We start from the raw sequence: 13,920 nt of genomic DNA, 5'->3' as shown, positions 1-13,920 counted from the left end.
GTGATTACATCAAGCGTTGATAAAGTTCGCGATAGGAGTTCGCGGCAACCTGCCAGCTAAAATCCATATTCATCGCCTGACGCTGCACATAGCGCCAGAGCGATGGGCGCGACCAGAGGACAAAGGCGCGACGTATAGCGCGCAGCAATGACAGCGCATTGCTGTCCTCAAAGACAAAACCTGTCGCCAGACCATCGGCAAGGTTCTCCAGCGAACTGTCAGAGACCGTGTCCGCCAGCCCGCCGGTGCGGCGCACCAGCGGCAACGTACCGTACTTCAGACCGTACAGCTGGGTCAGGCCGCAGGGTTCAAAGCGGCTCGGGACCAGAATGACGTCGGCGCCCCCCATAATGCGGTGGGAGAAGGCCTCATGATAGCCAATCTGCACCCCCACCTTGCCCGGGTGTTCGGCAGCGGCGGCGAGGAACCCTTCCTGCAGCACCGGGTCGCCGGCGCCCAACAGCGCCAGCTGGCCGCCCTGCTCAAGCAGGCCCGGCAGCGCTTCAAGCACCAGATCGAGCCCTTTCTGGCTGGTGAGACGGCTGACGACGGCAAACAGCGGCGCTTTATCATCGACCTTCAGGCCCATGGCGATCTGCAGCTGACGCTTGTTCTCCGCCTTCTCCTCCAGCGTGTCGCGATCGTAGCGCATCGGCAGCAGGAGGTCGTTTTGCGGGCTCCAGATACCGTCGTCAACGCCGTTGAGAATTCCCGACAGCCGCCCTTCATGATGGCGCTGACGCAGCAGCCCCTCCATGCCGTAGGCGTACTGCGGCTCGGTGATCTCGCGCGCATAGGTCGGGCTCACCGCCGTAATATGGTCGGCGTAGTAAAGACCGGCCTTCAGAAACGAGATCTGGCCGTTAAACTCGAGGCCATGCATGTTGTAAAACGACCACGGCAGCTCGATATCATTCATATGCCAGGAGTAAAACATCCCCTGGTACGCCAGGTTGTGCACGGTAAAGACCGATTTAGCCGGACGCCCGCGCGCCGCCAGGTAGGCCGGCGTCAGGCCGGCGTGCCAGTCGTGGGCATGGACCACATCCGGGCGCCAGAACGGATCCAGTCCGCTGGCCATTTCGCTTCCCACCCAGCCCAGCAGCGCAAAGCGCAGAACGTTGTCGGTATAAGCGTGCTGGTTGGTATCGTGGTAAGGGCTCCCCGGCCGGTCATAGAGATGCGGGGCGTCTATCAGATAGATCCCCACGCCGTTAAAGTGGCCGTACAGCAGCGTGATCCGCCCGGCGAACGTATCCCGGCGGGTCACCACCTGGGCATCCACCACGCCGCGGCGGATATCGGGAAACGCCGGCAACAGCACGCGCGTATCGATACCCTCCGCGATTTGCGCCGCCGGCAGCGCGCCGATGACGTCCGCCAGACCGCCCGTCTTTAACAGCGGGAACATCTCAGAACATACATGTAAGACCTGCATTAGCGCTCCTGTTTGTGCCCCAATTTCCGCAGCATGTCGCGGGTCACCAGCACGATACCTTCCTCTGAGCGATAGAAGCGGCGTGCATCCTCTTCCGCGTTCTCACCAATCACCATTCCTTCCGGGATGACGCAGGCGCGGTCAATCACGCAGCGACGCAGGCGGCATGAGCGCCCCACCCAGACATCTGGCAACAAGACTGCCGAATCAATGTTACAGAATGAGTTCACCCGCACGCGCGGGAACAGCACCGACTGCACCACCACCGACCCGGAGATAATGCAGCCCCCGGAGACCAGCGAGTTCAGGGTCATGCCGTGGCTTCCGGAACGGTCCTGCACGAACTTCGCCGGCGGCAGCGATTCCATATGGGTACGGATCGGCCAGTTCTGGTCGTACATATCCAGCTCCGGCGTAACTGACGCCAGATCGAGGTTGGCCTTCCAGTAGGCCTCAAGCGTCCCCACGTCGCGCCAGTACGGCTCGGCGTTCGGGTCGGACTGCACGCAGGAGAGCGGGAAAGGATGTGCATAAGCCATGCCAGCTTCGGTGATCTTCGGAATGATGTCTTTGCCGAAATCATGGCTGGAGTTCTCGTTGCGATCGTCTTCTTCCAGCAGCTCATAAAGATAGGCGGCGTCGAAGACATAAATGCCCATGCTGGCCAGCGATTTGGTCGGGTCGGTCGGCATCGCCGGCGGGTTGGCGGGTTTCTCGACAAACTCAATGATTTTTTCGTTTTCGTCGACCGCCATGACGCCGAAGGCGGATGCCTCTTCAATGGGCACCGGCATGCAGGCCACGGTGCAACGCGCCCCTTTTTCGACATGGTCGATCAGCATGCGCGAGTAGTCCTGCTTATAAATATGGTCGCCCGCGAGGATCACCACGTACTCGGCCTTGTAGCGGCTGATGATGTCCAGGTTCTGCGTCACCGCGTCCGCCGTGCCGCGATACCAGTTTTCGCCGTGTACGCGCTGTTGGGCCGGCAGCAGATCGACAAACTCGTTCATCTCTTCGCTGAAGAACGACCAGCCGCGCTGGATGTGCTGCACCAGCGTATGCGACTGATACTGGGTAATAACGCCGATGCGGCGGATCCCTGAGTTAATGCAGTTAGATAATGCGAAATCGATAATACGGAACTTGCCGCCGAAGTGAACAGCAGGTTTCGCACGCTTAATGGTGAGATCCTTAAGCCGGGTGCCACGGCCGCCCGCGAGGATCAACGCCACGGATTTGATAGGTAATTGACGCGCCAGCATCAGCGGATCGTTTTTTTCAAGCCTAACCATGATTAACTCCTTTTTACACCCCCGCTTTCCTGCTCATCCCGCCGCGCCGCCGCCACGGGTTCAACCGGAAGCTTCAGGGCTTACGACCTTTGAAATACGCACACTCCGTGCGCGGGCCCATGCCAGACAGCCATGATGACCGGATTATCCTCTCCGGCGAATGGAGGAACGGCGCGCCATTCCCCCTCGGGTAAAACCATATCGACCACCTCTGCGGTGGCGTTCAGCGTGAGCAGCCAGCGATCCGACAACTGGATCTGCATACACGCTGCCCCCTGCTGCCACTCCCCGGCAGTCAGCGGCTGGGCATGGCGATTAAGCCAGCGGACGCTGCCATCCCCCTCCTGCCACCAGCGGTTGCGGGTGAGCGCCGGAATGCGCCGGCGCAGGTGGATCAGCGCCGCGGTAAAGGCGGTTAATCCCGGGTTCGCCTGGCGCCAGTCGAGCCAGGTCAGGGCGTTGTCCTGACAGTAGGCATTATTGTTGCCGTGCTGGCTGTGGCCCTGCTCATCGCCCGCCAACAGCATCGGCGTCCCCTGAGCCAGCAGCAGCGTCGTCAGCAGCGCATGCACGCTGGCGCGTCGCCGTTCAATCACCGCAAAATTAGCTTCTAATCCTTCTATACCATGATTGTTGCTGTAGTTATTGTTAGTCCCATCGCGATTCTCCTCCCCGTTCGCCTCATTGTGTTTCTGATTGAAACAAACGCAGTCGCGCAGCGTGAAGCCATCGTGGGCCGTCACCAGATTGACCGTCGCCGATGGCGGCTTGCCATCACGGGCAAAGAGATCGCTGGAGGCCGCGAAGCGTTGCGCGAAATCCCCCAGGGAGACGTTTTGCTGCAGCCAGAAGCGGCGGGCGCTATCGCGAAAATGGTCGTTCCACTCGGCGAACAGCGGGGGAAAATTGCCCACCTGGTAGCCCCCCGGGCCGATATCCCAGGGTTCGGCGATCAGTTTCACCTGCGACAGCACGCTGTCGTGGCGGATAGCCTCGAACAGCGGCGCATCCTGGCGGAATTCCGGCGTCCGCCCCATCACTGAGGCGAGATCGAAGCGAAAACCGTCGACATGGCACTCATCCACCCAGAAGCGCAAACACTGGCGCGCCAGTTCCACTACCCCCGGGTGGCTGAGATTGAGCGTATTCCCGCACCCGGTCCAGTTGTGATAATCGCCATCTTCCCTTACCCAATAATAGCTACGGTTGTCGATTCCGCGCAGGGAGACGGTGGGACCTTCAAGATCGATTTCCGCGCTATGGTTGAGCACGATATCCAGAATCACCTCGATACCGGCGGCGTGCAGCGCCTTAACCGCATCGCGAAACTCATCCAGGGCGCGCGTCGGGTCGCTGGCATAGCGCGGATCCAGCGCGAACCAGGCCAGCGGGTTGTAGCCCCAGTAGTTGCTCAACCCCATCCGCTGCAGTCGCGGCTCGCTGGCGAACTGCGCCACCGGCAACAGTTCAAGGGCGCTGATGCCCAGCGATTTGAAGTAAGCGATCATCACCGGGTGGCCCAGCGCCTTATACGTTCCGCGGATGGCTTCCGGCAGCTGCGGATTAAGCAGGGTGAGCCCTTTCACGTGCGCTTCATAAAGCACCGTTTCCCCCCACGGGGTACGCGGCGGTTTATCGCCCAGCCAGTCGTAACGCAGATCCACTACCTGCGATTTTGGCGCTATCGCGGCGCTATCGCGATGATCCGGCTGCCACATTCCGCCGTGCAGGCGCTCGTCGTCCGGCAGATCGCCCTCAACCCGGTGAGCGCAGGGATCGAGCAGCAGCTTGGCCGGGTTAAAGCGGTGTCCCTGCGCCGGATCCCAGGGGCCATGCACCCGGTAGCCGTAGCGCAGGCCCGGCCCGACGGCAGCCAGCCAGCCGTGCCAGATGTCGCCGCTGCGCGCCGGGAGATCGAAGCGTTGCTCGTTGCCCTGCTCGTCGAACACGCACAGCTCCACCCGCTCCGCGTGGGCGGAGAAGAGGGCGAAGTTCACCCCCTTGCCGTCATAGCTGGCGCCCAACGGCGCAGGCTTGCCTGCCGCGAGGTTGGTCATTGCGCCTCCCGGACCAGCCAGATCGTCGCCAGCGGCGGCAAGGTCAGGGACAGCGAATGTTCGCGACCGTGGCTGGGGATGGCATCGCTTTCCACCACCCCGCCGTTGCCCTGGTTGCTGCCGTGATAGTGCATTGAGTCGGTATTCAACGCCTCGCGCCAGCGGCCCGGCTGGTTGATGCCGAAGCGGTAGTCGTGGCGCGGCACCGGCGTGAAGTTGCTGGCGACGATAATCTCGTTCCCCGCCCGGTCGCGGCGCACAAAGACAAACACTGAGCGCTCGTGGTCGTCCACCACCAGCCATTCGAAGCCGTACGGGTCAAAGTCCAGCTCGTGCAGCGCCTTATGGTGGCGATAGGTATGGTTCAGGTCGCGCACCAGCCGCTGGACGCCGTGGTGCCAGTTGTCGCCGCCCTCCAGCAGATGCCAGTCGAGGCTGCCGTCGTGGTTCCACTCGCGGCCCTGGGCGAACTCATTGCCCATAAACAGCAGCTTTTTCCCCGGGAAGGCGAACAGCCAGCCGTAGTAGGCGCGCAGGTTGGCGAACTTCTGCCAGGCGTCCCCCGGCATGCGGTCGAGAATCGATTTTTTGCCGTGCACCACTTCATCGTGGGAGAGCGGCAGCACAAAGTTCTCGGTGTAGTTGTAGAGCATGCCGAAGGTCATTTTGTCGTGATGGAAGCGGCGGTGCACCGGATCGAGTTTCATGTAATCCAGGGTGTCGTGCATCCAGCCGAGGTTCCATTTGAACCAGAAACCGAGGCCGCCGCCGGCTGGCGGACGGGTTACCCCGGCGAAATCGGTGGACTCTTCCGCCATGGTGACCGCGCCCGGCGTCTGTTCGCCAAGGATGCGGTTGGTGTTGCGCAGAAACTCAATGGCTTCCAGATTTTCCCGGCCGCCGTATTCATTGGGGATCCACTCCCCCGCCTTGCGGCTATAGTCGCGATAGATCATCGAGGCCACCGCGTCGACGCGCAGAGCATCGATGCCGAAGCGTTCGATCCAGTACAGCGCATTTCCCACCAGGAAGTTGCTGACTTCGCGGCGTCCGTAGTTGTAGATCAGGGTATTCCAGTCCTGGTGATACCCCTCGCGCGGATCGCTGTGCTCATACAGCGCGGTGCCATCGAAAGAGGCAAGGGCAAAATCATCCGCCGGGAAGTGGCCAGGCACCCAGTCCAGAATGACGTTTAGCCCGGCGGCGTGCGCGGCGTTGATAAAGTAACGGAAATCATCGCGGGTGCCGAATCGGCGGGTCGGCGCATAGAGGCCGGTGGGTTGATAGCCCCAGCTGCCGTCGAACGGGTGCTCGTTAACCGGCAGCAGCTCGAGATGGGTGAAGCCCATCCATTTTGCGTAGGGCACCAGCTGGTCGGCCAGCTCGCGGTAGCTCAGCCAGAAATTATTGTCGGTATGGCGACGCCATGAGCCAAGATGCACTTCATAGATAGAGACAGGGGCATCGAACTGGTTCGCCGCTTTGCGGTCCGCCGGCTGTTCGACTTTAGGCGGCAGGTCGCAGATAAGCGAGGCGCTTTCCGGACGCATTTGCGATTCAAAGGCGTAAGGGTCGGCTTTGACCCGCAGATGGCCGTGGGCGTCAATCAGCTCGAATTTATACAGCTGGCCATTGTGCGCGCCGGGGACGAACAGTTCCCAGATGCCGGACTCTTTGCGGAATCGCATCGGGTGGCGCCGGCCGTCCCAGTAGTTAAACTGCCCCACCACTGAGACGCGACGGGCGTTCGGCGCCCATACCGAGAAACGGGTGCCGGTGACGCCGTCCATGGTGGCGGCGTGCGCGCCCAGCGTTTCGTAAGGGCGCAGGTGGGTCCCTTCCGACAGCAGCCAGACGTCAAGATCCTGCAGCAGCGGACCAAAGCGATAAGGGTCATCAATCAGATTCTGCTGCCCGTGCCAGGTGACGGCCAGCTGATAGCGAAAGGCGTTTTTACGCCGCGGCAGAACGCCGCTGAAGAAACCACGCGAGTCGAGGCATTCGAGCTTGCCGACTTTGCGTCCGGTTTTCGGTTCAATAACCCACACATCGGTGGCATCGGGTAATAATGCGCGCACTTCCAGCCCGGCGTCGGTACGGTGCATGCCGAGCACGGAAAAAGGGTCCGCGAAATGACCGGCGATTAGCGCATTAATCACGTCTCTATCGATATGATTAGACATGCTTTCATCCTGTTGTAAGTGTCGCTCATTCCTGTAACTGGCGACTTTTTTTGACCTGAACGGCGCAGCGCCTTCTGCATCCTTCTGCTCCGTCCCACCTTCAGGTAAGGAATTCCTTACTTAAAGCATAGCCAAGGCTGAGTTACCTCCGTGGGGAAAAATCTAACATCCGCGTTTACTCCTTGTATTACGCAAAAAAAAAGGGGGCTCGAAGACCCCCTTTCTGTTTATCCTGCGCTTACGCCAGCTGGCGAAGCATCCGGCGCAGCGGCTCCGCGGCGCCCCACAGCAGCTGGTCGCCAACGGTAAAGGCCGACAGATACTCCGGCCCCATATTCAGTTTACGCAGGCGACCTACCGGGGTGGTCAGGGTGCCAGTCACCGCGGCTGGGGTCAGCTCGCGCATGGTAATGTCGCGATCGTTCGGTACCACTTTGGCCCACGGGTTGTGCGCGGCCAGCAGCTCCTCAACGGTCGGGATAGAGACATCTTTTTTCAGCTTAATGGTGAACGCCTGGCTGTGGCAGCGCAGCGCGCCAACGCGGACGCACAGGCCGTCTACCGGGATAACGGACGAGGTGGCGAGGATCTTGTTGGTCTCCGCCTGGCCTTTCCACTCTTCGCGGCTCTGGCCGTTATCCAGCTGTTTGTCGATCCACGGGATCAGGCTGCCCGCCAGCGGTACGCCGAAGTTATCCACCGGCAGCTCGCCGCTGCGGGTCAGCGACGTCACTTTGCGCTCGATATCCAGAATGGCGGAAGCCGGGTCCGCCAGCTCTGCCGCGACGTGGTTGTGCAGCTGGCCCATCTGGCTCAGCAGTTCGCGCATATGACGCGCGCCGCCGCCGGAAGCCGCCTGGTATGTCGCCACGCTGACCCACTCCACCAGATCCTGGGCAAACAGGCCGCCGAGGGACATCAGCATCAGGCTGACGGTACAGTTGCCGCCGACAAAGGTTTTTACGCCGTTGTTCAGGCCGGCGGTGATCACGTCCTGGTTAACCGGGTCGAGGATAATGATCGCATCGTCCTTCATGCGCAGCGAAGAGGCAGCGTCAATCCAGTAACCCTGCCAGCCGCTTTCGCGCAGCTTCGGGTAAATCTCGTTGGTGTAATCGCCGCCCTGGCACGTGACAATAATGTCCAGTGCCTTCAGCGCGTCCAGATCGAACGCATCCTGGAGCGTGCCACCGGTGCTACCGCCGAAAGACGGCGCTGGCTGTCCCAGCTGGGAGGTAGAGAAGAACACCGGGCGAATGGCGTCGAAATCGCGCTCTTCAACCATGCGTTGCATGAGAACAGAGCCGACCATTCCGCGCCAGCCGATAAAACCAACATTTTTCATAACGTATTCCTGCGAGGTGTGTGCTGTTTGTGCCTGACCAGTTTCCAACTGGATTATCCCTCACCTTACAAAATGCAGCTAAAGTCGCAAGTGAAATTAATCAATGATTGCTGAACAATCAGAAAAGCAACTTATCCTGCACATTGTCCACCGTCGCTGGTCGTCGTCAAAGCGCAATGATTATCGGGGAAATCACCCAGGGAATGGAACATTTTCCGTCGCGATTTTATTGATCCTGATTATGGATTAAGCGCGAAATCCGCTGATTTTCCCCTTGCCAAAAAGAGGCAACAAACCCAGGTGCAGCAAGGCTTGCCGAAGGATACGAGCATCGTCGTAGCGCTAATAAGGGCGAGGAGCGGGAAGAGAAAAGAGGGAAAAAGCGCGGCTTATCGCCGGAAAGCCAGGGTAAACGGCGTTACCCTGGCTTTTGGCCACCCGCAAGCGGGTGGCGAACAGACTTAGCTCAGCAGCTGGAAGGCGATCATGCCGACAATCGCCCCGGTGGTGCCGAGGATGGTTTCCATCATCGTCCAGGTTTTCAGCGTCTGGGCTTCGGTGGCGCCGGTAAATTTACCGAACAGCCAGAAGCCGGCGTCGTTCACATGGCTCACGACAATCGAGCCGCCGGCGATACAGATAGACAATGCCGCCATCTGCGCGCCGCTGTAGTTCAGCTGCTCAATCACCGGCATCACCAAGCCGACCGCCGTCAGGCACGCCACGGTGGCGGAACCCTGGATGATACGCACCGCCGCCGCCAGCACGAAGCAGGTAATGGCGATCGGCAGCCCCATGCCGGTCAGCGCTTCACCCAGCGCCGGGCCGACGCCGGAGTCAACCAGCACCTGCTTGAAGACGCCGCCTGCCCCGATCACCAGCAGGATAATGCCCGCCGGCTGCAGCGCATGACCGCAGATCTCCATCACCCGGTCTTTCGCCATCCCCTGACGTACCGCCAGGCCGTAGATCGCCACCAGGCAGGCTACCAGGATCGCGGTGAATGGGTGACCGATAAATTCAAACCATTCGTAAGCGGTCGACCCCACCGGCACAAAGCGCGCGGCGATGGTTTTCAGGCCTACCAGCACCAGCGGCAGCAGGATCAGCGACAGGCTGAAGCCGAAGGAGGGCATTTTGCCTTCGCCGAGATGCGGCTCCGTCACGTCGTCAGGAATATGCAGCTCAACGTAGCGGCTGATGAAGTTGCCCCACAGCGGCCCGGCGATAATCATTCCCGGAATTGCCGCGCACAGGCCAATCAGGATCATCCAGCCAAAGTCGGCGTGCATTTGCGACGCCAGCAGCATCGGCGCCGGTCCCGGCAGCAGGAACGCCGCGGCGGCGGCCACCCCGGCAAACAGCGGGATCACCAGCTTCACGAGGTTAGTGCCGGTATGGCGCGCCATCGAGAAGGCGACGCTGATCAGTAGCACGATCGCCACTTCGAAAAACAGCGGCAGCGCGCAGATGAGGCCGGCGAGACCAATCGCATAGTGCGCGCGATTGTGGCCGAAGGATTTGAGCATCTTGACGGCAATCTGATCGACCGCCCCCGTTTCATGCAGGATCTTCCCGAACATCGCGCCCAGCGCGACGACGATCGCCAGGAAGCCCAGCGTACCGCCCATCCCCTTCTCCATCGTCGCCGCGATTTTATCCAGCGGCATGCCGGAGAAGAGACCTGCGCCAATAGAAACCACCATCAAAGCCACGAAGGCGTGCATCCGCGCCTTCATGACTAAAAACAGCAGTAGCAATACCGAGCCGACTGCTGTTAAAACAAGCGTTAAAGTACTCACTAGTGACTGCCTTTGTTGATCACCTCAATGGTGCTGGCCACCACGCCTTCCAGCGGCTGGTCGATATCGACGATAATCACATCGCTCTCGTCGGCGCCTGGTTCCTGCAGCGTTTCAAACTGCGTCACCAACATTTGGGTTTTGAAGAAGTGCCCTTTACGCGCCTTCAGACGGTTTTCGATCACCTCGAAGTCGCCTTTCAGGTAGATGAAGGAGAGGTTCGGGTTGCCCTTGCGCAGAATGTCGCGATAGCTCTTCTTCAGCGCCGAACAGACGATCAGCGACACCTTATTGGTACGCTGCATGGCAAACGCGGCGTCATTTAGCGCCTGCAGCCACGGGGTACGGTCGTCATCGTTGAGCGGCTCACCGGAGGCCATCTTGGTGATATTGCTGCGCGGATGCAGAAAGTCGCCGTCGAGAAACGCGGCATGCAGCTGATGCGCCACTTCGCTGGCGACAGCGGATTTCCCGCTGCCGGAAACGCCCATCAGAACGTAGACGTGGTGATCATGATTAGTCGTGCTCAAAGCATCCTCCCACCGGACAGGTACGCCGCGCCGGGGCTGACTCATTGAGCGCGAAGGCGGCGTATCGGTTAATTGTTACGGGTAACTGTTATCGGTAACATTGTCATGCCGGACCTGTGGAGAAGCAATATCCATTCGTGCCAGATGTGAATATGTGTGATCTACTTCAAACTTGTCAGTTTAAATTGATCCGCCCGGTGACAATGTGAAACCTAAATCTAACATCTTAGGGGTAATCGCTTCGCCACGAATGCGCGCCAGCAGACGTTCGGCGCCAATGCGCCCCATCCGCTCGCGCGGGGTCAGGACGCTGGCCAGCCGCGGCTCCATCACCTGGCCGATATCGTGGCCGTGGAAACCGGCTATCGCCATGTCGTCCGGGATCTTCAGCCCCAGGCGCTGGCACTCAAAGGCCGCGCCGACCGCGAGGTCATCGTTGGTGCAAAAGATGCCGTCAAGCTGCGGGTATTCGCGGCGCGCCTGGCGCATCAGCTCAATCCCGGATGAATAGGACGAGGACTGCTCCACCATCACGCTGTAGGGCGTCATGCCCGCATCGAGCATCGCCTGCTCGTACCCCTTCTGTTTGATGATAGTACGTTCATCAAGACGCGCGCCGAGATAAGCAACGTGGCGGTGGCCGCGGGCGATAATCGCCGCCGTCATCTGCCGCGCCGCTTCGAAGTTATCGAAACCGACCGCGATATCGAGGCACGGTGACTGGCTGTCCATTAGCTCCACCACCGGAATGCCGGCGACTTCAATCATCTTCAGGGTGCGGGGCGTATGGGTGCGTTCGGTGAGGATCAGGCCGTCAATGTTCCAGGAGAGCATCGATTCGAGGCGTTTCTCTTCCATTTCCGGCTTGTAGCCGTAGTGCGCCAGCATGGTTTGATAGCCGAAGGCGTCAGTGACGCTTTCAATCCCGCGCAGCACTTCCGAGAATACCTGGTTGGTTAACGATGGCAGCAGCACGCCAATAGCGCGGCTGGTGGCGTTGGAGAGAATGTCAGGGGCGCGATTGGGAATATAACCCAGTTCATCGAGGGCAACGGCAATCTTGCCACGCAGCGCTTCGGAGACCTGCTCCGGGTTGCGTAAATAGCGACTGACCGTCATTTTGGTCACGCCGACAAGATCGGCTACATCCTGAAGTACGGGTCTTTTCTTTTTCATCGTCCTGACTGTGATCAACGGGGAACATTTTCTCAGTTTATCACGGACAAAGCGCAACCTTCCCTAACATGAGGGAAGGCTACGCAATTTATTTATACCTATCATACTTCGAGTTGCATGCGCGTTGGCTTTCCTCGCTCACCCCCAGTCACTTACTTAAGTAAGCTCCTGGGGATTCTCTGCGTCGCCGCCTTTCTGCAACTCAAATTATTTTGGGTATAGACGACCTCAGATAACGATCAAACCGGCGGCAGATCGAACAGCAGGATTTCGCTATCGCTGTCGGCATGAACCGAAATCGCCTGCTCGTCCCAGATAGCCAAACCATCGCTGGTAGTGGCTTTGGTACCGTTGATGGTCACTTCGCCTTTGACGACCTGGATCCAGACGCGACGTTCCGCGGCAATCTGGTGAACCGACTGCTCATCTTTCAGCAGCGCCCAGCGATACAGCTCCATATCCTGATAGACCTTCAGCGAGCCATCCCGTGCATCCGGCGACAGCACCAGCTGTTTGCCCTGGGCGGCGTCGAAGCGGCGCTGCTCGTAGCGCGGGGTAATGCCGGTTTCTTCCGGAATAATCCAGATCTGGTACAGACGCAGACGATCGGTTTTGCTCGGGTTGTACTCAGAGTGACGCACCCCGGTACCCGCGCTCATGATCTGGAACTCGCCCGCCGGCACCTGCTCTTTGTTGCCCATGCTGTCCTGGTGCTCCACCGCCCCTTCCAGTACATAGGTCAGGATCTCCATATCTTTATGCGGGTGGGTACCGAAGCCCTGACCGGCGTCGATGACGTCGTCGTTAATCACCCGCAGGGCGGAGAAGCCCATAAAGTTCGGGTCGTAGTAGTTGGCGAAAGAGAAAGTATGCCAGGAATCCAGCCAGCCATGGTTAGCGTGGCCACGTTCGTTCGCTTTGCGTAAGTAGATCATGTTGCACCCCCATATGTTTTCGATGGAATCAGTGTGGACCCATTTCGCCGACGATCATAGAGGGTGAAAATTGACTCCTCTGTTCAAAAAATATGAACAAGCGCAGAGGAGCCGCTTGGGCTTATTTCACCAGAGTAATGGTGGCCGGTGAGGGCTGCTCAAAGCCGCGCTGCAGGATCTCCATATTGGTAAGAACGTCAGATTCCTTGACGTAATTTGGCTGGCCGTTGACGAGGGTGTCGTACAGCGCGTCGTAGACCCGGCCATAGTCGCCGCTCTCCAGCGGGACCGCTTCGCGCACCGTCTCCCCTGCCTCGTTGACATACACCAGCTCGCCGACGCTGTCGTCCGCGCCAAAGCCCGGCTCGCCCGGCATGATATTGGCTTTCAGGCTGGTCTCCTGCTGGTCGATACCATATTTCACAAACGAGCCTTTATGGCCGTGGACGATGAATTTCGGGTAGTCGATCTGCACCAGGTGGCTGGTCTTAACGATGGCCTTCAGATCGCCGTAGAACAGCTGGGCCTCAAAGGTATCATCCGGGTTAGCTTTGTTGCGCAGCGAGCGCAGATCGTAAGCGACATGGTCCGGGCGGCCGAACAGCGAAATAATCTGGTCCAGGGTATGCACGCCAAGGCCATAGAACTCGCCGTTATGCGGGCCGCCGGGGTTGTTCTCCGCCAGCGGGCGGTAGTTGTCAAAATGGCTTTCAATCTCCACCAGTTCGCCAAGTTTGCCGCTCTCAATCACCTTTTTAGTGGTCAGGAAGCAGGAGTCGAAGCGGCGGTTCTGGTAGGGCGTCACCGTCAGGCCTTTGCTGTTCGCCAGCGCAAACAGGGTCTTGGCTTCCTCCAGCGTCGGGGTGAACGGCTTTTCCACCAGCACGTTTTTCCCCGCCTCCAGCGCCTTTTTCGCATAGTCAAAATGGCTGTCGGCATGGGTGCAGACCACCACCAGCCTGACCTGCGGGTCGTTTAACACTTCATCGAGATCGCTGGTGAAATGGATGTGGGAATACTGCGGCGCCTGCTCCTCGGGCTTCGCCCGACGGCGATAGATGTGCGCCACCTGCCAGCGGTCCTGGCGGTGTAACACGTAAGGAAGATGGTAGCGGGTGGTGCTTTTGCCGAAGCCAATAAATGCGCAGTGCAGAGTCAT

The 13,920-nt window shown here is 59.6% G+C and carries 10 protein-coding genes and 1 pseudogene; 1 reads left to right on the top strand and 10 read right to left on the bottom strand.

What is annotated here, in order from left to right:
• Window positions 1–4: 4 nt before the first annotated feature.
• From glgA to asd, 5 genes are all read right to left on the bottom strand, one after another.
• Window positions 5–1,438: a glycogen synthase GlgA gene (gene glgA, locus LGM20_RS01690; RefSeq protein ID WP_004202133.1), complete on the bottom strand. Its 1,434-nt coding sequence runs from the start codon at window positions 1,436–1,438 to the stop codon at window positions 5–7.
• Window positions 1,438–2,733, bottom strand: a complete 1,296-nt coding sequence (glgC, locus tag LGM20_RS01685) for a glucose-1-phosphate adenylyltransferase (RefSeq protein WP_002920566.1) — start codon at window positions 2,731–2,733, stop codon at window positions 1,438–1,440. Before glgC ends, glgA begins: the two co-directional genes overlap by 1 nt.
• 80 nt (window positions 2,734–2,813) lie before the next feature.
• Window positions 2,814–4,790 carry a glycogen debranching protein GlgX gene (gene glgX, locus LGM20_RS01680; protein ID WP_023291213.1) on the bottom strand — a complete coding sequence of 659 codons (1,977 nt, stop codon included), beginning with the start codon at window positions 4,788–4,790 and terminating at the stop codon, window positions 2,814–2,816.
• Window positions 4,787–6,973: a 1,4-alpha-glucan branching enzyme gene (gene glgB, locus LGM20_RS01675; RefSeq protein ID WP_023291214.1), complete on the bottom strand. Its 2,187-nt coding sequence runs from the start codon at window positions 6,971–6,973 to the stop codon at window positions 4,787–4,789. The genes glgX and glgB overlap by 4 nt, the downstream gene beginning before the upstream one ends.
• A gap of 238 nt (window positions 6,974–7,211) precedes the next feature.
• Window positions 7,212–8,318 carry an aspartate-semialdehyde dehydrogenase gene (gene asd / locus LGM20_RS01670; RefSeq protein ID WP_023291215.1) on the bottom strand — a complete coding sequence of 369 codons (1,107 nt, stop codon included), beginning with the start codon at window positions 8,316–8,318 and terminating at the stop codon, window positions 7,212–7,214.
• A gap of 103 nt (window positions 8,319–8,421) precedes the next feature.
• Here asd and LGM20_RS01665 point away from each other — a divergent pair.
• Window positions 8,422–8,783, top strand: a pseudogene (locus tag LGM20_RS01665) (hypothetical protein).
• Here the strand turns inward: LGM20_RS01665 and gntU are convergent.
• The 5 genes from gntU to LGM20_RS01640 form a co-directional block, all read right to left on the bottom strand.
• On the bottom strand, window positions 8,780–10,120 hold the full coding sequence (gene gntU / locus LGM20_RS01660; protein WP_004202127.1) for a gluconate transporter: 1,341 nt from the start codon (window positions 10,118–10,120) through the stop codon (window positions 8,780–8,782). The pseudogene LGM20_RS01665 and the gene gntU overlap by 4 nt on opposite strands.
• Window positions 10,120–10,650 (bottom strand): gluconokinase, encoded by a 531-nt coding sequence (gntK, locus tag LGM20_RS01655; protein ID WP_044524970.1) that lies wholly within the window; start codon window positions 10,648–10,650, stop codon window positions 10,120–10,122. The genes gntU and gntK overlap by 1 nt, the downstream gene beginning before the upstream one ends.
• A gap of 180 nt (window positions 10,651–10,830) precedes the next feature.
• Window positions 10,831–11,826 (bottom strand): gluconate operon transcriptional repressor GntR, encoded by a 996-nt coding sequence (gntR, locus tag LGM20_RS01650; RefSeq protein ID WP_023291217.1) that lies wholly within the window; start codon window positions 11,824–11,826, stop codon window positions 10,831–10,833.
• Window positions 11,827–12,065: 239 nt separating this feature from the next.
• Entirely contained in the window at window positions 12,066–12,761 is a 696-nt protein-coding gene (locus tag LGM20_RS01645) for a pirin family protein (RefSeq protein WP_002920779.1), read from the bottom strand.
• 121 nt (window positions 12,762–12,882) lie between these two features.
• Entirely contained in the window at window positions 12,883–13,920 is a 1,038-nt protein-coding gene (locus LGM20_RS01640) for an oxidoreductase (protein ID WP_044524971.1), read from the bottom strand.

Origin of the sequence: Klebsiella quasipneumoniae subsp. quasipneumoniae, assembly GCF_020525925.1 — a bacterium.
GTDB classification, from domain to species: Bacteria; Pseudomonadota; Gammaproteobacteria; order Enterobacterales; family Enterobacteriaceae; genus Klebsiella; species Klebsiella quasipneumoniae.
This window is presented reverse-complemented; position numbering and strand designations above follow the sequence as displayed.